The organism is Streptomyces sp. ERV7 (assembly GCF_001653515.1).
Taxonomy (GTDB): Bacteria; Actinomycetota; Actinomycetes; order Streptomycetales; family Streptomycetaceae; genus Streptomyces.
In genome coordinates this window covers 1-23,064 of sequence record NZ_LYOY01000060.1, presented here as the reverse complement: position 1 = coordinate 23,064, position 23,064 = coordinate 1, and the positions used below count along the sequence as shown (strand labels likewise).

General features: G+C 69.2%; 20 protein-coding genes. 5 read left to right on the top strand and 15 right to left on the bottom strand.

Annotated elements, in window-relative coordinates:
- The 3 genes from A8W25_RS29780 to A8W25_RS29770 all read right to left on the bottom strand — a co-directional run.
- A partial coding sequence (locus A8W25_RS29780) for a glycine-rich protein (RefSeq protein WP_267890402.1) occupies window positions 1-620 on the bottom strand: 620 nt, incomplete at its 3' end.
- Between the two features lie 449 nt (window positions 621-1,069).
- Window positions 1,070-1,738, bottom strand: coding sequence for a DUF4232 domain-containing protein (locus tag A8W25_RS29775; RefSeq protein WP_067167469.1), 669 nt, complete (start codon window positions 1,736-1,738; stop codon window positions 1,070-1,072).
- Window positions 1,739-2,019: 281 nt separating this feature from the next.
- Window positions 2,020-2,961, bottom strand: coding sequence for a GlxA family transcriptional regulator (locus tag A8W25_RS29770; protein WP_067167468.1), 942 nt, complete (start codon window positions 2,959-2,961; stop codon window positions 2,020-2,022).
- Between the two features lie 146 nt (window positions 2,962-3,107).
- Between A8W25_RS29770 and A8W25_RS29765 the strand changes: the two genes are divergently transcribed.
- Window positions 3,108-4,004: an NAD-dependent epimerase/dehydratase family protein gene (locus A8W25_RS29765; protein WP_067167466.1), complete on the top strand. Its 897-nt coding sequence runs from the start codon at window positions 3,108-3,110 to the stop codon at window positions 4,002-4,004.
- 239 nt (window positions 4,005-4,243) lie between these two features.
- On the opposite strand, the gene A8W25_RS29760 is transcribed toward A8W25_RS29765, so the two are convergent.
- The 3 genes from A8W25_RS29760 to A8W25_RS29750 all read right to left on the bottom strand — a co-directional run bounded on the left by A8W25_RS29760 (window position 4,244) and on the right by A8W25_RS29750 (window position 8,760).
- Complete coding sequence (locus A8W25_RS29760) at window positions 4,244-6,415, bottom strand: hypothetical protein (RefSeq protein WP_067167464.1); 2,172 nt, start codon at window positions 6,413-6,415, stop codon at window positions 4,244-4,246.
- 355 nt (window positions 6,416-6,770) lie between these two features.
- Window positions 6,771-7,547: an alpha-ketoglutarate-dependent dioxygenase AlkB gene (locus tag A8W25_RS29755; RefSeq protein ID WP_067167463.1), complete on the bottom strand. Its 777-nt coding sequence runs from the start codon at window positions 7,545-7,547 to the stop codon at window positions 6,771-6,773.
- Window positions 7,519-8,760, bottom strand: a complete 1,242-nt coding sequence (locus tag A8W25_RS29750; RefSeq protein WP_067167461.1) for a hypothetical protein — start codon at window positions 8,758-8,760, stop codon at window positions 7,519-7,521. The genes A8W25_RS29755 and A8W25_RS29750 overlap by 29 nt, the downstream gene beginning before the upstream one ends.
- A 548-nt stretch (window positions 8,761-9,308) precedes the next feature.
- Between A8W25_RS29750 and A8W25_RS29745 the strand changes: the two genes are divergently transcribed.
- Window positions 9,309-10,955 carry an ABC-F family ATP-binding cassette domain-containing protein gene (locus A8W25_RS29745; RefSeq protein ID WP_067167460.1) on the top strand — a complete coding sequence of 549 codons (1,647 nt, stop codon included), beginning with the start codon at window positions 9,309-9,311 and terminating at the stop codon, window positions 10,953-10,955.
- Between the two features lie 48 nt (window positions 10,956-11,003).
- Here A8W25_RS29745 and A8W25_RS29740 read toward each other — a convergent pair whose 3' ends face one another.
- Window positions 11,004-11,195, bottom strand: a complete 192-nt coding sequence (locus tag A8W25_RS29740) for a hypothetical protein (RefSeq protein ID WP_158942790.1) — start codon at window positions 11,193-11,195, stop codon at window positions 11,004-11,006.
- A gap of 158 nt (window positions 11,196-11,353) precedes the next feature.
- Here A8W25_RS29740 and A8W25_RS29735 point away from each other — a divergent pair, with 158 nt between their 5' ends.
- A complete protein-coding gene (locus tag A8W25_RS29735) occupies window positions 11,354-12,166 on the top strand; it encodes a GNAT family N-acetyltransferase (RefSeq protein WP_067167456.1) in 813 nt (270 codons plus the stop codon).
- Window positions 12,167-12,205: 39 nt separating this feature from the next.
- On the opposite strand, the gene A8W25_RS29730 is transcribed toward A8W25_RS29735, so the two are convergent.
- The 4 genes from A8W25_RS29730 to A8W25_RS29715 all read right to left on the bottom strand — a co-directional run bounded on the left by A8W25_RS29730 (window position 12,206) and on the right by A8W25_RS29715 (window position 16,222).
- Window positions 12,206-12,754: a GNAT family N-acetyltransferase gene (locus A8W25_RS29730; RefSeq protein WP_067167454.1), complete on the bottom strand. Its 549-nt coding sequence runs from the start codon at window positions 12,752-12,754 to the stop codon at window positions 12,206-12,208.
- Between the two features lie 102 nt (window positions 12,755-12,856).
- Entirely contained in the window at window positions 12,857-14,629 is a 1,773-nt protein-coding gene (locus A8W25_RS29725; protein ID WP_158942788.1) for a caspase family protein, read from the bottom strand.
- A complete protein-coding gene (locus A8W25_RS29720; protein WP_158942786.1) occupies window positions 14,622-15,065 on the bottom strand; it encodes a hypothetical protein in 444 nt (147 codons plus the stop codon). Before A8W25_RS29720 ends, A8W25_RS29725 begins: the two co-directional genes overlap by 8 nt.
- 161 nt (window positions 15,066-15,226) lie before the next feature.
- On the bottom strand, window positions 15,227-16,222 hold the full coding sequence (locus tag A8W25_RS29715; RefSeq protein ID WP_067167451.1) for an alpha/beta hydrolase: 996 nt from the start codon (window positions 16,220-16,222) through the stop codon (window positions 15,227-15,229).
- Between the two features lie 228 nt (window positions 16,223-16,450).
- Here A8W25_RS29715 and A8W25_RS29710 point away from each other — a divergent pair, with 228 nt between their 5' ends.
- Window positions 16,451-17,407, top strand: a complete 957-nt coding sequence (locus A8W25_RS29710) for an NADP-dependent oxidoreductase (RefSeq protein ID WP_067167473.1) — start codon at window positions 16,451-16,453, stop codon at window positions 17,405-17,407.
- A 304-nt stretch (window positions 17,408-17,711) separates the two neighbouring features.
- Here the strand turns inward: A8W25_RS29710 and A8W25_RS29705 are convergent, their stop codons facing one another.
- The 3 genes from A8W25_RS29705 to A8W25_RS29695 all read right to left on the bottom strand — a co-directional run bounded on the left by A8W25_RS29705 (window position 17,712) and on the right by A8W25_RS29695 (window position 21,044).
- Window positions 17,712-18,218 (bottom strand): GNAT family N-acetyltransferase, encoded by a 507-nt coding sequence (locus A8W25_RS29705; RefSeq protein WP_067167472.1) that lies wholly within the window; start codon window positions 18,216-18,218, stop codon window positions 17,712-17,714.
- Window positions 18,219-18,615: 397 nt separating this feature from the next.
- The gene (locus tag A8W25_RS29700; protein WP_067167449.1) at window positions 18,616-19,476 is read right to left on the bottom strand and encodes an isocitrate lyase/PEP mutase family protein; all 861 of its coding nucleotides are present in this window, start codon (window positions 19,474-19,476) and stop codon (window positions 18,616-18,618) included.
- Between the two features lie 86 nt (window positions 19,477-19,562).
- Window positions 19,563-21,044 carry an MFS transporter gene (locus A8W25_RS29695; RefSeq protein ID WP_067167447.1) on the bottom strand — a complete coding sequence of 494 codons (1,482 nt, stop codon included), beginning with the start codon at window positions 21,042-21,044 and terminating at the stop codon, window positions 19,563-19,565.
- A 103-nt stretch (window positions 21,045-21,147) separates the two neighbouring features.
- Here A8W25_RS29695 and A8W25_RS29690 point away from each other — a divergent pair, with 103 nt between their 5' ends.
- Window positions 21,148-22,104, top strand: a complete 957-nt coding sequence (locus tag A8W25_RS29690; protein WP_234386645.1) for a helix-turn-helix transcriptional regulator — start codon at window positions 21,148-21,150, stop codon at window positions 22,102-22,104.
- A 90-nt stretch (window positions 22,105-22,194) separates the two neighbouring features.
- Here the strand turns inward: A8W25_RS29690 and A8W25_RS29685 are convergent, their stop codons facing one another.
- Entirely contained in the window at window positions 22,195-22,800 is a 606-nt protein-coding gene (locus A8W25_RS29685; RefSeq protein WP_324616379.1) for a lipoprotein, read from the bottom strand.
- Window positions 22,801-23,064 lie beyond the last annotated feature (264 nt).

Below are 23,064 nucleotides of genomic sequence, written 5' to 3'. Positions count from 1 at the left end.
GTTCCCGCCCCGCCGCCTACAGCCCCGTCGCTTCCGTCACCGCCGGCGGTAGCGCTGGCGCCGCCCCCGCTGCCGCCCATTCCGCTGACGGCGGTGCCTATCCAGTTGCCGCCGCCTCCACCGCCACCGGCCACCAACAGGCGCTCGCTCAGGCCGTTGCCGCCCTGGCGTACATCTGAGGCGCCTCCTCCGGCGCCGCCATCGGTGTCCGGATCAATGCCCTTACCTCCGGGGCCCGAGCCGCCGTAGCCGCCCGACCCGCCGACGTTGATCTGGAGGATCTGCCCCGGCGTGACCGTCAGCTGGCTCTGGGCCTCCCCGCCCAGTCCGCCCGCGCTGCCACCCGCGGGCCCGTCCTGGCCCTGGGCGCCGAAGGCGTCCACGCTGATCGAGTACACCCCGTCGGGCACGGTGAAGGACTGGGCGCCGCCGGTGTAGTCGAAGGTGACCGTCGTTGCGGCCAGCGCCGGTGGCGCGAGAGCGACCAGCCCGGCCCCGGCGAGCGCGAATGCCATCGTGCCGGGCAGAATCAGTGTGGTCAGCCGCCTGGTCAGGCCGCCCCGGCGCAGCCGCGCTGTCGACGATCTGCTCTCGCTCGCGCGAAGAGGTCTGTGTGACATGGGGATTGTCCCCCTTTCATGAGGGCTGCGGCCCTGCCCCGGCGGCCCCCCTCGGGTCGACTGGACGCGGCAGGCCGCCATGGCCCACCGCCCGCTCCTGCCCCAAGCATGAACGGACGCCGGCCCGGTGTTCCGTCCTCATCAGTGCTCCACCCGTGGTCTTTCGGCCACGGCCCACGCAGAGATCCTGAGGTGAGTCCGCTGCATACCGTTCACAGGTCAACGAGCATGCCGCCCTCGAACCTGAGCCGAAAGGAGTCAACAGGCCACAGTTATGACTGACTGGCCCACGCCGCCCGCACCGGCCCACGTACCACAAACAGCTGACCCCGCTCAGTCGTCGCAGACTCCTCAACGGGAAACCAGGCGTGACGTTGATCGCCGCCAGTAGCCACCGGGGCTTGCCGCGCGCCCGCCAGTAGCCACTCGGCTTGCCGTACGCACTGCCCCTACTTGGTCGTGTGCGTGGGGTAGACCTGAACGTCGGTGTACGCGCCCTTGATCTTTCCCGCGCCCGCGGGCCACTTCAGGCTCACGGTGTGGGTCTCGTTCGGGGGCGTCACCAGGATGTCGGTCGGGGACGCGAGGCTGTGGCCGGTGCCTTCGATGTCGTAGGCGAGGTTGAAGACGGCGGCTTCGCCGGGCTTGAGGGTGGTGATACGCGGCTGGGCGTGGCCGCGCTCGATGGGGTTCGAGGTGTGGTCGGCGTCCTTGATGTCGACGCCCGCGAAGCCGGTCGCCGAGCAGGTGGTCGAACCCCGGTTGACCATGGTGATGTCGATCCTGCCGGAGACCTTGTCGGGGGCGGCGTTCCTGGCGTCGATGGCCAGGTCCGCCGTCTTGCAGAACGTGACCTTGCCGCCGGTCTTCGTCCCGCCGTTCCCGGCTGCCCCTGTGTCGGTGTCCCCACCGGAGCCCGTCTTCGCGTTGCCGGCCTGCGAGCCGTCGGAGCCCGAGCCGCCCTCCGGCTTCGAGTCACCGTTCGGGGACGAAGAAGACGAGGGTAACGAGCCCTTGGAGGATGAGTCCTTCGCGGAGTCGTCGCTGCCACAGGCGGTGAGCGAGAGGGTGGCGGCGACGCCGATCGCGGCGAGAGCGGTGCTGCGGGTGTACTTCACGGTGTTCCCCCAGAAGTGGCGCGGTGCGTGCGGTCGAAAGTATTTGTATCTCGCACCGAGTCACAGGCAGTCCTCTGCGACGTCTTCGTTCTGTCACAGGCGTGTTGGTCTCTGGCTCCGCCAAGGCATCGCCGAACGGACACCAGCCTGACCCGAGTTGGACGGCGCCGGCCTTTCCTCCGAGATGAACTTCCCCTGCCGCTGACCGAGAAGACCATGCCCTCCAGCGGTCGGTGGTCAGCGACCCTGGAGGACGGGTGAGGCACGCGGGTGGTCGTGTCCTACGGGTGGGTGAAGGCGCTGCGGTAGGCGGCCGGGGACATGCCGATCTGGCGGTTGAGGTGCTGGCGGAGCGACTCGCCGGAGCCGAGGCCGCTGCGGCGGGCCACGTGGTCGACGGTGAGGTCGGTGGTCTCCAGCAGTTCGCGGGCGCGCAGCAGCCGCTGCTGGAGCAGCCATTGGAACGGGGTCACACCCGTCTCGGCAGTGAAGTGGCGGGTCAGGGTCCGCACGCTGACCTTGGCGTGACCGGCCAGGTCGTGCAGGGAGATCGGCTGGTCCAGATGGTGCAGTGCCCAGATGCGGGCCGCGTCCAATGAGGAGTCGGTCGTGGCCGGGAGTGGGGTCTGTACGAACTGCGCCTGCCCGCCGTGGCGTACGGGGGTGACGACGGCGGCGCGGGCCGCGGTATTGGCCACCGCTGCGCCGTAGTCGGAGTTGATCAGGTGCAGGCACAGGTCGATCCCGGCGGCGGAGCCGGCGCCGGTGACGATGGGTCCGTCCTCGGCGAACAGGCGGTCGGCGTCCACCCGCACCGCGGGGAAGGCGCGCTGCAGTTCGTCGGCCAGCGCCCAGTGGGTGGTGGCGGCACGGCCGTCGAGGAGCCCGGCCTGGGCGAGGACGAAGGCGCCGCTGCATATCGAGGCGATGCGCTTGCCTCCGGCGGCCGCCTGCCGCAAGGCGTCGAGTGCGGCCGGCTCCGCGTCGTGCCGACTGGCGGTCGAGGGGACGATCACCGTGTCCGCCGCCGCGACGGCCTCAAGGCCGTGCCGGATCACCACGTCGATGCCGCCGGAGGCGGCGAGCGTACCGGGTGTGGCGGTGCACACCGTCACCTCGTAGCCGGGGCGTCCGCCGATGTCGGCGGCGCCGAGGAGCACCGACGGCATGGACAGGTCGAAGGGCTTGACCGCGGGGACGGCCAGGACGGCGACACGGTGCATGGCTAGATCCTTGGAGCTCGTGGCTATCAGGCCACTGACTCTACCCCGCGGCCGCACGGCAGAGTTGGGTCTGCGGCCGGGCCCCCGCGCACCACGTTTCCCCGTCGGGGAAGCGTTCACCTTTGAAGGAAGACGGAGACAACGCCATGGCTGAATCAGTCGTCATCGGGGCAGGCGCGACCGGGATCGCGACCGCCGGGCAGCTGGCGGACAGCGGCAGACAGGTCCGCCTCATCACCCGCAGCGGCAGTGGCCCCGACCACCCCGGCATCGAGCGGATCGCCCTGGACGCGGGCCGCACCGACGAGCTGGCCGAGGCCCTGGCCGGAGCGGCCACGGTCTTCAACGCCGCCATGACCGCCTACCACACCTGGCCGCAGACCATGCCCCCGTTGTTCGCCTCGATCCTCGCCGCGACCGAGCGGGCCGGGGCCGATTACGTGATGCTCGGCAATCACTACGGCTATCAGCAGACCACGGAGCCGATCACGGAGCGCACCCCGATGGCCCCGCACACCCGCAAGGGCCGGGTGAGGGCCGAGCTGTGGCGGCTGGCCAAGAGTGCCCACGACGAAGGGCGGCTGCGGGTCACCGAAGTGCGAGCCGGCCAGTATCTGGGCCCGGGGGCGGTCTCGCCGTTCACGCTGCTGGTCGCGCCCCGGGTCAGGGAGGGTGAACTGGCCTTCGTCCACGGCAATCCCGATGCGGCGCACTCGTTTTCGTACACCGAGGACGTCGCGACGGCGCTGGTGGCGGTCAGCGGCGACGAGCGGGCCTGGGGGCGGGCCTGGCACGCCCCCGTCATCACCACGACTCCGCGCCAGGTGGCGATGGACCTCGCCGAACTGCACGGAGCGCCCGAACCGCGGTTGGAGCCGCTCACCGAACGGGACCTGGCGCTGCTGTCGTTCACGGATCCGGTCTGGCGGGAGTTCGCCGAGATGGGCTACATGGCCGAGCGGCCGTTCCTCGTGGACGACAGCGACATCCGCGACACCTTCGGGCTCAAGCCCTCGACGCTCCGCGAAGCGCTGGCGGTCTGACGCGGCGGTGGGCGGGCCGGGGCCCTGTTCCCACCCGCCCCCGGTGGGTGAGGTGGGGATGCATCGAGAAGCCGGCGACCCACCCCGCTGTCGGGACTGCTGTGCACACGGCCACAGCCGAGCCGCTCGACGCAGTGCGCCCGTTCCCGTCGAACCGAAGTCCGACGGGAACGGGCGCGGTCACCCAGTCCAGGTGGCTGCTGCAGCGGCTGTCACCCGGTGGAGGCGTGAGGCAGGGATCAGAAGAAGGTCTGGAAGCGGGTGGAGTCGCTGCGCAGGGGCAGGGGGTGGGCCGGTTCGAAGGGGACGGTGGTGCTGTCGCGGCCGGAGTAGAACGCGGAGCCGGAGGAGCCGACGGCGTAGATGTCGGCCACGCCCTTGCCGTTTCTGCCCGCCGGGATGATGTGGGTGTACTTCTGCCAGCCGCCGCCGATCTCGCGACGGGCGGTGAAGGTGCCGTCGCCCTTGCCCAGGTAGAGCCAGAGGACACCGTCCTTGTCGCGGGCGAGGAGGTCGCCGCCGGAAGCGCCCGCGATGTTGCCCGGGGCGGTGAGGAGGTTGTAGACGCCCCAGCCTCCGCCGATCTTCTGACGGGCCTTGAAGGGCGTGGTGGCGTCGCCGGTGGAGGCGTAGAACCACAGCACGCCGGTTTTGTCGGTGGCGAGGAGATCGCCCCGGCCGTCGCCGTTCAGGTCGGACCCGCCGGTGATCTGGTCGTAGATGTTCCAGCCGCCGCCGATCTTCGTGCGGGGCAGGACCTTTTGCTGGTCGCCCTGGTGGAGCCACAGCACTCCGTCACGGTCCCGGCCGACGACGTCGTCCGCGGCTGAACCCGCCAGGTTTCCGGGGGAGGCCATCAGCGTGTAGGTGTTCCAGCCGGTGCCCAGCACGTCCGGCTTCGGGTCGCGGACGACCGGCGGGCAGCCTTCCTCATGGCAATCGGAGCTGTTGCCCATGGCGAGTATCTGGCTGAGGTCGTACGCGGAGAGGTTGCCGGAGCTGTCGCGGACGAGGGCGTCCGCCTGCGCGTTGTTGTTGAAGTCGCGCGCCGCGGTGCCACGGTCCACCGTGGTGGTACCGGTCTTCACGGCGACGGGGCCGACCCCGGACGCCGGGCGGGCAGTCATCTTCCAGGTGTACGCACCGTTGTAGGCGCCGACCACCTGGTCGAGGTAGCCGTTCCAGTTGATGAAGGTGTCGTAGTAGCTCCAGAGCGACACCGTGCGGCCGGTGGCCACGTGGGTCAGTTCCAGCGTGACGCCCAGGTCCGGCTGGTTGGCCTTCCAGGTGACGCGCTGGTCGGTGCCGTCGAAGCGGAACACGCTCGGTATGTTCACCTGCTCCAAGGTCATTTCCAGCGGATTGTGTCCGTCTCCGATCATGGTGGCCACCGGGGTGCCGCCCGTGTCGAGCGAGATACGGAAGAGGCCTTGGCCCTGTCCGAAGGTGCCGCCGGACACCAGGAGCGTGCCGTCGCCGGCCGGGGCCACGCGAGTCGCGAGGTCGAGGAAGGTGACCTTGCGGCCGTCCTTCAGTGACTTGAGGACGATCGGCTTGTTCGGGTAGGTGACCCCGTCGACAACGACCTTGTCATCGCTCGTGATCGCCAGCCAGTCGCCGCCCAGGACGACCTGCGCCCGGTAGGGGAGGGTCTCGGCCTGCTTGGTCTTCCGGTCCACGATTCTGGTCTGGCCGCTTGCCGGCTCCCAGAGCACGCGGTCGGGCGTGACCTGCGCGAAGCTGCTGTAGCGATCGAGGTCGTAGGTCTCGACGGTGGCGGCCGTGGCCACGTCGACCAGGGCGAGGCGGAACTGTCCGCCCGGCGCCGAGGTCTGCACGGCGACCGTACCGGGCGTGGAGCCGTGGAACTCCCAGGGGACACCGGCCGGCATCCCCGTCACCTTGCGGTCGACGACCTCGTCCCCGGGCGCCCGGCTCACGAGGTGGAGCTCGTGGGTGGCCTTGTCGACCATCACGAGCGTGGATCCGTTGACCTCGCGCAGCTCGTACGGGATGTCGATGACGACCGGGGCGCCGCCCTTGGTCATGTCGTGGACGGTGTGGCGGGTTCCTTCGCTCGCCACGACGATGTCGGCTCCGGCGGCGCCCCGGTAGGTGACCGCAGGGCTCTTGGGGAACGTGGTGGTGGAGCCGTCCGCGTACCGCGTCCAGACGACGTCGTCCGTCCGGACGGCGAGCAGCCCGGTGGGCCCAGCGGTCGCGAGGACGCTGTTGAGGAACGGGAAGGCCGCGTCCCCGGCGCCCTGCCGCGCGCTTGCGGCCGTGCCGGTGGGGGCCGCCGTCGCGGCGGTGGCCGGGCCGGCGAGCGTGCCGACGGTGGTGGCGGCCAGGGCGACGGCGACGGCGGCGGTCAGCCGGAACCGGGGGGTGCGGACGTGGGCGCGTGACATGGGTGGAGCCTCCTCGGAGAAGAACGTGCGCGTGTGTCGGAGAACGCGACACCCACCAAGACCCATGAGAAGAACGGACGGTTGTACGCCCTATGCGATCAAATATCCCGGAACGAGGGCTTTGTGGCCCACCCCACGGCTGAAGGCCCTCATGAACGAGACCGGGCGGTGCGTACTGCGGTGCGCAGTGACCTCTGTGACGCCTGATCCGAGCTCACGGTTGCACGGGACGCGACTTTCGTGGTTTTCGTAGTCGTAGGTCCCCCAGGGGAGTTGGCGCTGGCTGCGACCCAGGTGCGGCCCGGGCGCGCTGGACGCGGCGGCAGGAGACCGGTCAACCGGTCTCCACCAACCCTCAAGGTCGGACGGGCGGCATCAGATCGCTCTCGCTGATGGTGTACGTCAGCACGGGGTAGATGAAGTCCGTCTCTTTGTTCTCACGGCGCCGTAGTTGGTAGAACTCGCGCCTCTGCTCATCGTCAGCCGACATGAGACGCGCACCCTGCGGGAGGTGTGCATGTCCGTCATGGAACCGAACGAAGGTCTTGGACGTGCGAAACGTGACACCCAGCCATTGGTTGTTCGCCGCCTGGCCGGGCATGGCCAAGACGATTTTGTGTCTGAGGCGCTGATTCGATCCGACAGAAAACACGACGACACTGTTGTGGGCGAGAGGGATCTCGAACTTCTCGCCATCTGACCCCTTCGATTCGAAGACGAGCTTCCTCGGCGGGCTCGATTCGGGGTGTTGGTAACAGGAGAAGATGGCGATGGACGACTCGTTGGCCAGATCGAGGGCTTGGTCGGAGTGGCTGCCCATGGTTGTGTAGGCGTTCGTGTAGCTCTCGATGAGCGCGTTGTTGAATTCGACCGGGAGCGCCGCACGTTCTTGAATCTGTCGTGCCAGCCGTTCGTGCACGGGCCGGAAACACTGCGTCGGGTTGCCATATCGGGTGGTAGTGCGTACGAGAGGCACACCACCCGCCTCGTCGATCCGGGTAAGCGTGGCGCCTCGCCGGCCTTTGCCTACGTCTTCCCAACGAACCGACGCCGAAAGCTCCGCGAAGAGATTGCCATCGGTCGGCAGATCGCACGAGAGGATCTCATCCAAGATCCTGGACTCGGGGAGCAATGTAGTCTCCTGTGTTCATACTGAAGAGAAATTTATCGCCGTAATCAATGAAGGACGAGGTCCTGTTCTCCTCGGCGTACAGCCCGCGCAGCTCGTCCATGCCGGCCGGTGTGGGTGGCCCCAGCTTCACCAGATCTCCGGCCACTTTGAGGAACGTGCTGCCGGTCTTGTGAACGGCTTCGGCGCTCGAACAGCGCACCACGTAGCCCAGGCGCGTCGGGAGCACCTCGGCGTCCAACGGTGAGGGCCGAACTTCGTGCGTATACAGGCGGTTGGTGGACAGCGGCATGAAGAACACGGAGCCGGGATAGAGGGTCACGGTGAACTGCGGGGGGAGGGCGACCCCGTCGTGTGTTTCGGTCGGCTCCTTGAGGCGAAAGTGGAGCTTGGTCAGCGCGCTGGCACCCTTCACGCCATAGTCGAAGGCGTCTTCGGCCAGAGGCTGCAGCTTGTCGAGCCGGTCATAGAAGGTGCAGAAGGCCATGATGCCATTGACGGGCATGTCCTTGGTCTTGTCGGCATGGGCCGAGATCTTGGCCTTGGACTGCTTGCGCTCCGCCGTGGCAAGGGTGTTGTGGTAGATCTGAGCGAGGACGTGATTCAGCGGTGCCTGGTTGCGGAAGACGGCGGCGGCCTCGCGGTTCAGAGCCTCGACGACGCGCGTGTCGGTCGGGCCGAAGCTCTCGGTCGGCCCCGAGAGATTCGTGGAGCACCGGAGCAGGCGGAAATGCAGTTCGTCACCGTCTCGTGTGACGGGCGTCAGATAGATGCCGCTGCGATGGGCCGCTCCAGGCTTGGTGGACTCCGTCAGGGACTGGAAGGTGTGCTCCGCGCAGATCTCTCCGAAGTGATCGGCGCCGAGTTCGAAAAATCGGCGGTAGTACACGCCGACGCCCTGTACGCGGATGGGGACTCGGCCGAGGCCGACGAGGGACCAAGGTGTGTCGACGTCCTCGTGGTAGCCGTGTGACAGCTCCCGGATGACGAACACCCGGGCAGCCGTACGCAGTTGGAGGCTGCTGATCCCGGATACATCGCCACACAGGTAGACGGTCTTCTGCGCGAGGTCGGGCGAACCAGAGGCAAGGCTCTCTGGCGTGATGACGGACCCGAAGAAGCCCCTGATCAAGTCATTGTCTTGCAACATCGAAGGCGCAACCAAGATGTTGCTCGTGTCATCGATGCGGGCTTCTGTCAGCTCTGTTGTGCGCATCAAGCGGTACCTGTCGTTCGCAGATCTTTGTGGCTTGCTCAAACTGTGGACAAGGCAACGGCCCGTACTCTTTCGTTCGCGTTGCGCAGGGCAACGAAAAAGAGACGGACCGTGGAAACTTGATGCTCTCACGGGGCTCGGCAGCGGGCAACGGGGTTGTGCTGTACCGGCGGTGTGCGCAGTCGCTCCGCGCACAGCGTGTCCCCGGCCCGTGTCGGGTCTGGCCGACCAAGCCGTTTACCGACCGGCGCGGCAGCAAATCCGGTTGTGAGCCGTCGCCGGGGTGCGTTAGCGTCGAAGCGTACTTGTTGCCGCCGTTGGGAGAGGCCCGTGCGCCGCTGAGGTCCGAGACACCGTGCACGCTGTTCGCGTGCCGACGAGTGTGACCTCGCAGGCGAGCCGTCTGCGGGCCGGTCTTCATGCTGCCCGGCCCGTCCCCCGCTTGCGGCGCCTTCCCCTCCTCGTGCCATCCGCCGCCAGCGGCGGATGCGCGGTGTCTCCACGCGCCGGTCCCCGCCACGAGTACGCCCGATGGGAGACACCCACTCATGACCACGCACCTGTCCGCGCCCGTCCTGTGCACCGGGCTCACTTTCACCTGGCCCGATGGCACGCCCGCCCTGAGGGATCTGAGCTGGACGGCCGGCGACGGCCGCACCGGCCTGATCGGGAACAACGGGAGTGGCAAGTCCACCCTGCTCAAGCTCATCGCGGGCCGGCTCACTCCGGCCGCGGGTTCCGTGCGGGTGACGGGCGAGCTCGGCTACCTCCCGCAGGACCTCACCCTCGACGCGAGCCTGCCCGTCGACGTGGTCCTCGGCGTCGCCAAGTCCCGTGCCGCACTGCACGCCATCGAGTCCGGTGATGCCGACGAGCGGCACTTCACCGCGCTGGGCGACGACTGGGACGTGGAGGAACGCACCCATGCCACCCTCGCCCGCCTGGGCCTGGGCCACATCGGCCTGGACCGGACCGTCGGCGACATCTCCGGCGGCGAGGCCGTGCTGCTGCGGCTGGCCGCGCTGCTGCTGGCCCGCCCGGCGGTTCTGCTCCTGGACGAGCCCACCAACAACCTCGACCGGGAAGCCCGCACCCGACTGCGTCGAGCCCTCGCCGACTACCGGGGGACGGTCATCGTGGTGACCCACGACCGTGAACTCCTCGACCACGTCGATCAGATCGCCGAACTCCGCGACGGCGCCGTGCGGAGCTTCGGCGGAAACCTGACCGCGTACGAGGAGACCGTCGCCGCCGAGCAGGAGACGGCCCAGCAGGCTCACGCCACGGTCCGCGCGGGCGTCGCCCGCCAGCGCCGTGACCTGCTCGCCGCCCAGACCCGCCAGGCACGCAGCGCCCGCTACGGCAAGCAGGCCTTCGCGGACAACCGCCTGGACAAGGCGGCCGCCGGGACGATGAAGCGTGCCGCACAGGTATCTCGCGGCAAGCAGCAGGCCGTCCACGAAGAGCGGCTGACGCAGGCTCATCAACGGCTGACGGCTGCCGAGGAACGCCTGCGCGACGACGACACCATCCGTATCGACCTGCCCGACACGGCCGTGCCCGCCCACCGCACGGTCCTCACCCTGGAAGGCCTACGGCTGCGCACTGGCCGTACGCTCGACGACTTGCGCGTGCACGGGCCCGAGCGCATCGCGCTCACCGGCCGCAACGGCACCGGGAAGACGACGCTGCTGCGTACCGTCGCGGGTGAGCAACTGCCCGCCGAGGGCCGGGCAACCGTCCACGTTCCGCTGCGCTACCTGCCGCAGCGCCTCGACCTCCTGGACGACGACCGCTCGATCTTCGACAACGTCTGCGGCCTCAACCCCCACGCGGTCCCCAACCGCATCCGCGCGCAGCTCGCCCGGTTCCTGTTCAAGGCACACCGCGCCGACCAGCCGGTCGCCACGCTCTCGGGCGGGGAACGCTTCCGGGCGACGCTCGCGGCCCTGCTGCTGGCCAACCCGGCCCCGCAGCTGCTCTTGATGGACGAGCCGACCAACAACCTCGACATGGCCAGCACCGGCCAACTCGTCCAGGCCCTCGCCGGCTACCGGGGCGCGCTGATCATCGCCAGCCACGACGAGCACTTCCTCTCCCAGATCGGGATCACCCGGTGGCTGTCCCTGGACCCCGCTGCGGCCCCAGGCACACCCGACCGGCAGGCGGACGACGCGCAGACGCTGGACGACTGACCCAGCGGGGGCGAGGGCCGGAGCCATGCGAGCGGCGGGCTCCTGCGGCTAGTGGGGGGCCTCCGACGGCTCGCTCTCCCCGTCCCCGTCCCCGTCCTGGTCCTCGTCCGTGTCCTCGTCGTGGGACTTGGCCCGTACGTCCGGTGGGGTCGGTGCGGTGATGTTCCGCTGCTCAGCGGACCGCTCCCGCGCCTGCTCGTCCACCCGCGGGTCGTCGTTCCTCTCCTCAGGAGTCCTCACAGCGATCATCCCTTTCGTCGGTCCGTCCACAGTGGCACCTGGGCTCGTCCGGCGCATCCGCCCGAGCGAGCAGATGGGTACTGCATGAGGAACGACACCGAGGGCAGGGCTTCGGAAATTGGGGTGCGCCGGGGCCGGGTGGCGTACGACGATCGGGTATGACCTGGCATCTCACCGACGACGTCGACGCTTTCCACGCGGCCGCGCACCCCTTCCTGGCCGCCGATCCGGCCCGCAACACGGTGCTGCTCACCCTCGCCGAGCAGGCGCGCGGCGGGCACTGGCCGGGCGCGCGGTTCGGCTGGTGGACGGGGCTGGAACCGGCGGTGGGCGGTGCGTACGTCCAGACCCAGGGGATGCCGCCGGTGCTGGGCACGATGCCAGAGGGCGCGGCCCGGGAGCTCGCCGGGGCGCTGCGCGGCGACGCACTCGTCGGGGTGAACGGCGCGACCGCCACCGCCCGGGCCTTCGGTGAAGCCTGGGGGCCCTACCGGGTGGACCGGGAGGAGAGGCTGTTCCGGCTCGCCGAACTCGCCGACCCGGCACCGGTGGCGGGCCGCGCCCGTCTGGCGACCGAGGCGGATCTGACGCTGGTCACCGCGTGGCTGACCGCGTTCCTCGACGAGGTGGCGCTGCCGCCCGGCCTCGGCGCGGCGGCGGCCGCTTTCCGGCGCACGGCGGCCGGGCAGCTGATGCTGTGGGAGACGGACGACGGTCCGGTGTCGCTGGCCGCCGCCTCCGGGGTGCTGGCCGGCCAGTCCCGTATCGGCCCGGTCTACACCCCGCCCGCGCGGCGCGGCCACGGCTTCGCGGGCGCCGCCACCGTGGCCGCGACCCGGCTGGCCCTGGGGTGGGGAGCGGCGGAGGTGGTGCTCTTCACCGACCTCGCCAACCCGACGAGCAACGCGCTGTACCAGCGGCTGGGGTACCGGCGGGTCCAGGACCACCTGGTGCTGGACTTCACGGACTGAGGCGGCTCCGGCGGCTGGGGGACGGGGCAATGGCCGAGCTCAGTCGGCCTCCGCGAGCGGGGACCATACGCCGAACCACTGCTCGGCGCCGTACTCCTCGAACCGCTCCCTCTCGGTGAATCCCAGCTTCGCGGCGAGGCGCATCGCGCGGACGTTGGCGGTCTGGGTGGAGAGGACCACCGGCTCGCTGGGAAGCGCGTCGGCGAACCAGTCGAGTGCCGCTGTGCACGCCTCGGCGGCGTACCCGCATCCCCACGCCTGTGGCAGGAACATGTAGCCGAGCTCGGCTTCCCCGGCATCCGGCCGGACATGACCCGGGCGCTCGGCATCGCGTCGATCGAGGGTGATCATGCCGATCATCGCTCCGTCGAGATCGACGACGAACAGGCCAGGGCGGCGCCCGGGCACCTCAGGCACTGCACGTTCGAGCTCATGACGCGGTCGAGGGCCACCGATGTAGGTGCCCACCTCCGGCGAGGCGAACAGCTCGATGAACGCTGCACGGTCCCGGGCCTGGGACTCGCGGAGCACGAGTCGTTCGGTCGCTATCGGGGCAGGTGGCCGGGCGACGGATCCGAGGTCAGTCATGACGGGGAACCTATCGCACGCCCGTGCGGACGGTTTGAAAGAGAGACCCTGGTGCTGCGACGGTGCTTGCCGGCACCGGCGGCCAGCACCGCCACCGTCCCGCTACTTTCGCCCTCTTCTGGCGAGGGGGCCCCTCGGAAGCGGTCGGTGGCGGCGGATGGCCCGGTCGAAGTCGGAGCTGTAGCAGTGTTTGACCCGGCCGGCAGGCCAGAGGGTGCCTTGCGGGGAGCGGACGAGCACCCATTCACCTGGGTAGGGCAGGCCCATGACCTCTACTGGCAGTGGGGCATCCGGTTCCAGGGGCGATGGGCATGGGGGGATGTCGTTGAAGAAGCCCGACGGCAGCGCCAGCGTGTAGTCCTCGGACCACAGATACGTACGCTCTTTGGACGGAATGGTCACGGGCATCCCTTGATCCGTGACGGTGGTGTACGCGGGTTCGACATACGTGTTGAGCAGCATGCGGCGGACCGGGAGCTCGGGGATCCTGAGAAACCGCTGGAGTTGGGAGCGGACCCAGACGCGGTAGGTGAAGGCACTCACGAAGAGCCCGCTCAGGAGGTCAAGGATGAACGGGTAGATCGGTATCTGGTCGGGAACGTGCGGAGTCAACACCAGCACGGTCATCACCACGGACGCGGCGAAGGCGATGAGCGATCCCGCCAGCGTCCAGGGTGCACGCGTGAGCATGCGGTACTTCCGGTCGTGTGCCTTGAGGACGGTGTGGGTGGCATCGGGCTGGGTCGGTCGCTCAGTGGTGGGCCAGCTGCTGGTCGCGCGTGCCTGCTCGAAGGCTTTCAGCTGTTCCGCCGGCCAGGTCACCCTCCCCCCGACGCCGTCGGGCAGAGTGAACCGGACGCCACCGTCCGGGGTCGCCGTACCGGTGAGCCGTGCCCGCCTGCGGCGGTATCCGAGCGGCTGGGCGGCGAACCACCACCCCTGGACCTCGCCGCCGCTCGCCGCCGCGAGGAGCGTGTCCAGGTAGACGCTCAACGTCCCCCGCGAGCCGGGCAGCAGCACGTGCATCGCCCCGGTGAAGTGGCATTCCACGGAGGGCTGTTTGCTCGGACCCCGGGTGGGCGTGAACACGGGGCAGGTGTCCAGGGAGGCTTCGCGCGGAGATCGCCCGGCCGGCTCGACCGTCCGCTCGACCGGCACGGGTCGTCGCGCCAGCCGTATGTCGCCGGTGTGTTCCTCCGTCTTGGAGCACGACAGCTGGCCCGTACCGCGCAGTTGGTCGTTCACGTAACGCAAGACCTCGTAGGCCGTGACGTAGCCGTCGTGCGCCACCGCTCCGTGCCGCAGCGCCGCGACGAGGTGGCCGGTGAACAGGCTTGGCTCACCTTCGCTGGGCGCGTCCCAGGCGGTGCCGCGCCGTTCGCAACTGCTGATGACGACCCGTCCGCGGCCCTCGAAGGGGGCTGCCGGATCAGGCCCCTTCGCGTCGGCCGCCCGACCGCTGTAGCAACAGTCCAGGACGACGATGATCGTGCGTGCGGGGCAGTGGTCCATCAGATCGGTGACGTAGGAATGGTGAACCGCACGCAGTCCCCTCCTGGCGAGGGTCGTGTCCTGTGTGCACAGGCAGAGCCGACCGCGTATGTCGAGCAGGCCGTGACCGCTGTAGTAGAGCAGCAACTGGTCGTCTCGCGCCGCCCCTTCGAAGAAGTCGTACATCGCCTCCTCGACCTCCTGGCTGCCGCGGTCGAGGAGCTCACTCACCTGCCAGGGAAGCCCCACCTCGGGATCGGTCAGCGCGGCACCCAGCTCTCGGAGGTCGTTCGCCGGGCCCCGCAGCGCGTGCAGCTCCGGTTCGTCCGGGAAGTCGGCGTTGCCGATCAGCAGGGCGCGGTACGGCGGTGGTGCCTCAGCCAACAGAATCGCCGTCCGCCGGCGGGTCACCCTGTGTAGGAGCGGGTTCTTCCTCCTCAGCGGCATCACGGAATCTGGAGCGCAGCCAGTGCTCCACGGATGCCTGCAGGACGGCGTTGTCGCTGTTCTTGGTGGTGACCGTCAACGTGCCCTGCGCGCTGCCCTCTTCCCAGTCGAGATGGACACTGCGGTCGCGGCTGTTCTGGAGCCAGTCCCTGATGACCGCCACGATCCCGGCGATGGCCGACGGGACGATCACCAGGACCACGTCCGGCAGTCCACCGCTCTTCGCACCCGGCTCACCGGCCGTGTGCCGCGTCTCCAACTGGACTTCCCTGCCCAGCTCGTCCAGGAGAAGGCGCACCTGGGAGAGCCACCTGGCGTCGTCAGCGTCGAAGCGGTCGCTGGTCGCCCTGATCGGTACGTGCAGCTTCTGCACCGTGCACCACCCCCGACGGAGAGGGTACTGACAGCAGTGCGACCGGGGGACCATTTCCCGGAGTTGGACGTCGCCGAGCTCCCGTCCCATCGCGTACAGCTACGAAATGGGGCCGCCGGAACCAGCAGCCCCAGCACGCACGGCCGAGCGCGGGGCGGCCGTTACGACGACGGCGCCAGCATCCGCTTGCTGATCCACTCCAGCGGGCCGTTGGCGAGGGACTTCGCGTACTGCCGTCCGCTGTGCTTACCGTTCTGGATCATGTACAGATTGGTCTTGACGGGACCCTTGCCGTACTTCGCGAGGAAGTCCTTCACATTGCGCTGCCCCGATTCCTTGGTGCCCAGCATGATCGAGAGATTGACCGTCGGACCGCCCTTGTTGATCAGGTCCTGGGCCAGCTTCTCCGGGTTGTTCGCCTGCTTCTCCTTCTCGTGGCCGTTCCACAGCGGGGAGTCCGGGCGGGTGTCGGGACCGCCGGCGATGGCGGCGCCGAAGCGGTTCGGGTACTGCAGCATCATCTTCATCCCGACGTATCCGCCGGACGACGAGCCGAAGAAACCCCAGCCCTTGGGGTCCTTGAAGGTACGGAAGTTCTCCCGGACCAGGTCCGGGACGTCGTCCGACATCCAGGTGCCCATCTTCGCCTGGCCGGGGATGTCACTGCCGTCGTAGTAGTTCTTCTTGTCCGCGTTCAGCACCGGCATGATCACCACGAACGGAAGGCTCTTCCCCTTGCCCGCCTGCTCGGCGATGGTCTCCTGGAGCTTCAGGTCACCGCCGTACCAGTAGTTGCTGGGGTAGCCGTTGCTGCCGGGCAGGGCGATGAGGACCGGAAAGGCGCTGTTTTTGTACTTGTCCTCGAAGTACTCCTTCGGGGCCCACGCCCACACCTTGCCCTCGAAGCCCGACTTCTTGCCCTTGAGTGTGGTGCGCACGATCTTGGTGCCGTCGGCGAGTTCGCGCTGCGTGGTCCACTCGCGCGGGTTCGTCGGCAACTGCACCTTGCTGTTCTTCGGCGCCTGGCTCCGGGTCGTGCCTCCCTTGGCGTCGTCCTTGCCGAAGTTCACCGGCTTGCTGTCACTGGAACAACCGGCAACCAGCACGGCCGAGCACACGGCCAGCACCGCAGCCGACGCCGTGGAGAGGCGCTTCATACTCAAACTCCGAAAGTCGAGGTCGGTACACCGCGGAAGACGGCACCGGGCGGGAAGGCGACACCCGCACTGATCGACATCCCCACTCCAGGCAAACAGACGCGAAGAGATCCCATGGCGTTCCGTCGCACCTGCTGTGATCCCACTCACCCGGCTCCGTCGAGCAGTGGGGGACCGGGGATCCGGGGCCGCTTTCCTTTCATGATCGTCAAGGGCAGCATGATCCGCATGACGATGACACGAGTGATCACACAGCAGGCTCTCGGCGGCTCCGACGTGCTGGAACTCGCCGAGACACCCCTTCCGTCGCCGGGCCCCGGCGAGGTCCTGGTCCGGGTGCGGGCTGCCGGCATGAACCCTGCGGACTGGAAGGTCCGCATCGGCAAGGTGGACTTCTTCGGCCCGCCGCCGTTCGTGCTCGGCCACGAGTTCAGTGGCACGGTGGAGGGCGTCGGCGAGGGCGCGGCCCGCTTCGCGGTGGGCGAGGAGGTCTACGGTTGGACCGTTCCGCCGCACGGCAGCCACGCCGACCACGTGGTGGTCACCGAGGACCGGATCGCGCCCAAGCCGCGCACCTTGGACCACGTCGGTGCCGCCGCCCTGCCGATCTCCGGCTTCACCGCCTACCAGGCCCTGGTGGCCCTCTCCGACGTACAGCCCGGCCAGCGGGTGCTGATCCATGGCGCGGCCGGCGGGGTGGGCCACCTCGGTGTGCAGATCGCCAAGGCCCAAGGCGCGTACGTCATCGGCACGGCCCGCGCCGCCAAGCACGACTACCTGCGCGGACTCGGCGCCGACGAACTGATCGACTACACGGTGGAGGACTTCTCCACCCTGCGCGATATCGACGCGGCACTGGACACCGTCAGCAACGACTACGGCTTGCGCACCCTGCCCACCCTCAAGCCGGGCGGCATCCTGGTCGACGTCGTCGGCGTCGGCGTGGACCGCACCGAGGTGACGGCCCGCGCCGCCGAACTCGGCATACGGTTCGTGGAGTTCTTCCTGGAGCCCACCCCCGCCGTGCTGACCGCCTTCGCCGAACTCGTCGACACCCACGGCGTACGCCCCACGATCGCCGGGACGTTCACGCTCGCCGAGGCCGCGAAGGCCCACGAGCTCAGCGAAACCGGCCGGGTACAGGGCAAGATCGTCCTCGTTCCCCAGGCGGTGTCCCCACGGTGACACCGGCCGGCGCCCGAAGGGCGTGGACCGCGGTGCCCGGTGCGGTGCGCCGTGAGGCGGCGGAGCGCGACTCGTAGTTGGCCCGGTACGGCATGTGCCGCGTCCGGGTGCTTCTTGCGCTGTGGGGGTGCGCCCTACCGCCGGGGTCCGGTGGTCGGATTCTGCCGGTAACAGGCGGGCCGGGGTCTGCTCGCGCCCGGGGACGCACAGCGCTGACCGGCCACCGCGCGCCCTGGCCGAGCGATGTTCCCCGGGGCTGGTGAAGGGGCGTACCGCCCCTTCACCAGCCCCGGAGGTCCGGGTGTCAGATCCCGAACGGGGCCGCGTAGCGGATGGTGCCGCTGGGCAGCGGGTGGTCCTCGTCGAGGGTCATCGCCATCAGTGCCTCGTCGGGGACCTCGATGGTCAGGCCAATTCCGTGGGTGGAGGCACGGGTGAAGCCGAACCGCGGGTAGTACGTCGGGTGTCCGAGGACGGTGACGTGATGCTCGCCCATGTCCTTGGCGGCCTTGAGGGCAGCGTGGATGGCGGCGGAGCCGGCGCCGGTCCTCTGGTACTCGGGGAGTACGGCGCACGGTGCCAGGCACAGGGCCGGGGTGTCGCCGATGTGGCAGCGGGTGAGCAGTGCGTGGCCGACGATCCGGTCGGTCTCGTCGGTGGTGACGAGGGAGAGGCCGTCGATCCAGGAGGAGTCGGCGCGCAGGGCGTCGACGATGTCGGCCTCGCCTGGGGTGTCGAAGGCTGCGAGGTGCACGCCACGGATGGCCAAGATGTCGGCAGAGGTTTCGGTGCGGGTGTTCCAGATGGTCATGCTGAAGGGTCCGTTCATGGACAGGAGCCCCGATGACGCAGAACCCGCGCATCCGTCCGGCCGACAGACTCGGGCGGGGCGTGAACGTCAGGTCAGACCGGGGCCCGGGACGTGAGGATGGTCCGGGCACTGCGCATGGCAGCGGCCTCTACGGCAGTCATCAACCTCACCTCATCCCAGCTCCAGCAGCCGACCCGGTTGTCTCTGCGACTTCAACCGTAACATGTCGCCCACCAGCGCCCTTTTCGCGCACGGTCGCCGCCGCGAGCAAGCGCGGCAGGGCCGAACAGACGCCCACGCCCGCATCGACACTGACCGCCGACTGGGGCTGCGGTGGTGATGGTCGGGCGAACACCGCGTTGCCGGCGGGGTCCACTCCCGTACCGCGAGCGGGGTCTCAGCCACCGAACCGGTCGTCGAGGTCGGTGTGGAAGTCGGCTCCGACGAGTCGGGAGAACTCGCTGTAGCTGTGTTGCGGGGGACCGCCTGCGGGCGTGCCCGCGCTGCGGAGGTGGGCCAGGGCGTCAGCGACGGCTCGGGTGGCGGTGAACAGAGCCGTCACGGCGTAAAAAGCCAGGGAGAACCCCAGTTCCTGAAGGTCCGTGGCGGTCAGGCGGGTGGTCTCGTTTCCGTCGACGACAGACACCACTTTCGGGCCCTGGACCTGCGCGGCCACCGCCTCCAGTTCGCTGATCTTCTTGATGCCGTCGACGAAGACCAGGTCAGCACCCGCGTCCTGGTAGAGACGGGCGCGCCGGACTGCCTCGCTGATGCCCTGCGCGGGCAGGGCATCTGTGCGGCCGATGACCAGCATGTCCCCGGACCCACGTGCCTCCAGCGCGCACCGCAGGCGCTTGACGCTGTGCTCTGCGTCGAGCAGTCGCACGCCGCTCGTCTGGCCGCACCGTTTGGGCATGGCCTGGTCTTCGAGGTGGATCGCCGCCGCACCGGCGGAGAGGAATTCGTGCACGGTACGGTCGATGTTGCTGGGGCCGCCGTAGCCGGTGTCGGCATCCGCGATCACCGGGATCGCTACCGCACGGGTCATGTTGCGTGCGTGTTCGGTCATCTCGGTCTGGCTGAGCAGCCCGATGTCCGGCATCCCCAGTCGGCTGGCCGTCGCGCCGAAACCCGTCATATACACCGCGGGGAAACCGGCCGCCTCTACGAGACGAGCCGTGATCGAGTCGGGCGCTCCCGGGGCCAGAACGATCTCCGGGCCCTCCAGCAAGGTCTTCAAGGTCGTGCCGGCAGTCAACAGAACCCCTCCAGCCACATATGGACCACGGCGCCATGAGCGGAGAACAACCCGACTCGGCGGCTCGCCACGCAACGATAGCTTCCCTAGGGAACGCGATGGACTGGAGGGACAGTTGGAGGCAGCCTCAGTGCCGCCAGTGCGCTGAGCAGGGCCCCGCCTGTGACGAGCAGCGCGGTCACGAAGATGGCGTGCGCCGAGGGGCCGGCCGGCCGGCCGTCGGCCGCGCCGAGATACACGCTGCCGTACGCCGCGACGCCGAGGACCTGCGCGATCTGCGCCGCGGTCGTCATCACGCCACTCGCGTCCGCCGCGTCTGCCGGCTTGACCTGGGCCAGTGCCACGGTGAGCAGCGGGCTGGTGATGTAGCCCATCCCGATGCCGACGACCAGCTGAAGGGCCGGGAGCGCGATGCCGCCGTGGCCGCCCGAGCGCATGTCGAAGCCGATGGCCAGGTAGCCGGCGGCGGCGGCCACACACGCGGTGGCGATCATCGGCCGGTGCAGCCGCTCGGGCACCTTCTGCCAGGTGAGACTGCCGGTCGCGACGCCGATGGCGAGCGGCGCGAACGTCAGACCGGTACGGGTCGCGGACTCGCCGAGACCCGACTGCATGTGCTGCGAGAATGCGAAGAGGAAACCCGCGTACCCGGCCATCGCGAAGAAGTTCGCGGACGCTCCCGACATCAGACCGGGCGTCTTCAGCACCCGGCCCGGCACCAGCGGCGCTCCGCCGCGGCGTGCGACCGCACGCTCGACGAGGGCGAACAGCAGGAACGCGGGGAGCGAGGCGACCAGGGAAATCCTCATCCACAGTGGCCAGTTCTGCTCGTGGCCCATGACGAGCGGCACGACCAGCAGAAGCAGCGACGCGGTCAGCGTGAGCAGCCCGGCGATGTCCAGGCCCTTGGGCTTCGGGGGCTTGCCCTGCGGCAGCAGCCGCAGCCCGGCGAACACCAGCACCACACCCACCGGCACGTTGATCAGGAACACCGGTCGCCAGCCGGTGCCGAAGAGATCCGCGCTGACCAGGAGGCCGCCGGCGACCTGGCCGATCACTACGCCGAGCCCGATGACCGCCGCGTACAGACTCAGTGCCCGGGCCCGCGCGGCCCCTGCGAAGTTCAGCTGAATCAGGCTGTAGATCTGCGGCATCATCGTCGCCGCGCCGACGCCCTGCACCACGCGGGCGCCGATCAGCGTCGTCGTGCCGGGTGCCAGACCGCAGGCGAGGGAGGCCAGGGTGAAGGTGATGAGTCCGAACAGGAACATGGTCCGGAAGCCGTTGCGGGCGCCGAGACGGGCGCCGGTGACCAGCAGCGTGGCGTACGCGATGGTGTAGCCGGAGACGATGAGCTGCAGCGCCGAGCCGGTGGTGCCGAGGTCGGTGCGGATGGTCGGTGTCGCGACGTTGACGATGGTCGAGTCGAGCAGGGCCATGAACACCGCGCCCAGCATGACGATCAGCATGCGGTTGTTCCGGCGCTTCTGTACGGCGGGGTCGGGGGCTGGTGGTGGGCTGCTCTGAGATGGGGGTGCAGCAGCCCGGTTCTGTGTCGTCTCGCTCATGACGGCGATGATCCTGGCCGTCACATAGGGGTACCAGATACCCAGTCATCCCGGTACTGGGGGTATCTGGCTGGGCTGAGAGGCCGTCGCGCACACTGGGGTGGTGATACCCGACAACATCGACTCCGCGAACGGTCCCACCAGCGATTCCGCAGGGAGCGAGGCCCAGCGGCGCTCCGAACTGGGCGCCTTCCTCAGGCTGCGCCGGGAGCGCACCACCCCGGAGGAGGCGGGTATTTCGCGCGGCACCAGGCGGCGTACGCCCGGGCTGCGCCGCGAGGAGGTCGCCCAGCTCTCCGGTATCGGAGTTGCCTGGTACACGTGGCTGGAGCAGGGGCGTCGCATCAATCCCAGCGTCCAGGTGCTCGACGCGATCGCCCGGACGCTGCGGCTCGACCGGACCGAGCGGGACCACCTCTACCGGCTCGCGGACGTCCCCAGCGTGCCTCTGGAGGTGTCGGCGAGGCAGCCCCAGCCGCCGGAGCACCAGATCATCCTCGACGCCCTGATCCCGCTTCCGGCGAGCATCGTGACCGCCCGCTACGACGTGCTTGCCTTCAACGACGCGTACGCGGCGCTCGATCCGGGTCTCGCGCTGCTGGCGCCGGCGGACCGCAATGTGCTGTGGCATCTGTTCACTGCCGAGGAACATCTGCAGCCGCTGGTGGAGTGGGAGCGCGAAGTCTCCTTCATGGTCGCCCAGTTGCGGGCCGAGTCCGGCCGCCGTCTGGGCGACCCGCACTGGACCGGGTTCATCCGGCAGCTCTCCGAGGTGAACGAGCGATTCGCCGAGATCTGGGCCAAGCACGAGGTCGCCTCGTCCGTCACCCGGCGCAAGTCGTTCTGGACCGTCGACGGGGACGAGATCACCGTCATCGCGACCGGCTTCGCGATGGCTTCCACCCCCGACACCAAGATGTGGATCTACACACCCGATGACGCGGAGACGCAGCGGCTGCTCGGTCAGCTCGTCGGCCGCTACCAGGAGCTGGGCCCCGCCGGGCTACTGCGGCAGGGCGCCCGCACCGGCCGGGGCGGGCGGCGACATTCCGCTCACTGACCCGGGCCCTGCTCAAAGGGCCCGGCCGGTGAGCTGCCGCTGCTGCACCGCCCCGAGCGCGGCCAGCCGCTCCCCGCGCGTCGGGCGCTCTTACCGTGGGTTGCTCCGCAGGGTCTTCTTGGCCAGTTCGTAGGCAGGGAGCATTTCCTTGTGCTCTTCGGTGTCCAAGCCGCCCAGCTGCAGGACCACCGGACCGCTCGGGCTGGCCACGGCCAGGGCGTGCTCCTGCTTCGACTCCTCCAGGAGCTTGCTGTACGTCTCGTAGACGACTTCGGTGGCAGGCAGCGAGCCTGCCTTGACCTCCGAATACGTCGCCTTGCTCGCGTCCTTGTCGGCGGTGACGAACGCCTCCAGGGCCGCGCGCGGGCTGCTGCCCTTGGCCTTGCTGGTCCAGGCGCGCAGGAAGCCGATGTTCCCGGCGGGCTTGGCGTCGATCTCGCAGGCCATGGTGAACGGGCCCTGCTTGGCGAGGGTGTCCAGTGCCGTGCCGTCGAGCTTGATCGCTTTCGCCTTCCACTTGTCGGCGATGGTGAAGGTCACGGGCAGCGGACACGCCGATCCGGCGGCCCCGACCAGGTCATGACCTGTGGCTGCCGGAGCGCTGGATGCCCTGTCGGACGCTTCCGAGGACGCTTTTGCGGGGGTCGCCGTCGGCTTGTCCGCGGAGTCCTTCTCCCCACCGCACCCCGTGAGCACCGCCGTCGCTATCGCGGCCGCGGCCACACTCCGTACCGAATTCCGCACTGCACGTCCTTCTGCCCCATATGGTTCGAGACGGCTGGTTGGCCGCTCAGGGAGATTAGCCGACCCGGTGACGGAGAAATCGGCGCTCTTCGTCCGGCGCCTCGCCTGCGCCCCCGCACGCCGCCGGTGCTTGTCTGTCGTGGCCCGCGCCGCAGCCCCGGTGGTGTCAGAGGACGGCTGGCATTGTGCTGGTGTGCGCGGCGGGCGGGGGCTCAC

Bases quoted from the DNA above. Each gene is read 5' to 3' on its own strand.
- A8W25_RS29770 (WP_067167468.1), bottom strand. From the start codon at position 2,961: ATGCACCGTGTCGCCGTCCTGGCCGTCCCCGCGGTCAAGCCCTTCGAC.
- A8W25_RS29765 (WP_067167466.1), top strand. From the start codon at position 3,108: ATGGCTGAATCAGTCGTCATCGGGGCAGGCGCGACCGGGATCGCGACC.
- A8W25_RS29760 (WP_067167464.1), bottom strand. From the start codon at position 6,415: ATGTCACGCGCCCACGTCCGCACCCCCCGGTTCCGGCTGACCGCCGCC.
- A8W25_RS29750 (WP_067167461.1), bottom strand. From the start codon at position 8,760: ATGCGCACAACAGAGCTGACAGAAGCCCGCATCGATGACACGAGCAAC.
- A8W25_RS29745 (WP_067167460.1), top strand. From the start codon at position 9,309: ATGACCACGCACCTGTCCGCGCCCGTCCTGTGCACCGGGCTCACTTTC.
- A8W25_RS29735 (WP_067167456.1), top strand. From the start codon at position 11,354: ATGACCTGGCATCTCACCGACGACGTCGACGCTTTCCACGCGGCCGCG.
- A8W25_RS29730 (WP_067167454.1), bottom strand. From the start codon at position 12,754: ATGACTGACCTCGGATCCGTCGCCCGGCCACCTGCCCCGATAGCGACC.
- A8W25_RS29715 (WP_067167451.1), bottom strand. From the start codon at position 16,222: ATGAAGCGCCTCTCCACGGCGTCGGCTGCGGTGCTGGCCGTGTGCTCG.
- A8W25_RS29710 (WP_067167473.1), top strand. From the start codon at position 16,451: ATGACGATGACACGAGTGATCACACAGCAGGCTCTCGGCGGCTCCGAC.
- A8W25_RS29705 (WP_067167472.1), bottom strand. From the start codon at position 18,218: ATGACCATCTGGAACACCCGCACCGAAACCTCTGCCGACATCTTGGCC.
- A8W25_RS29695 (WP_067167447.1), bottom strand. From the start codon at position 21,044: ATGAGCGAGACGACACAGAACCGGGCTGCTGCACCCCCATCTCAGAGC.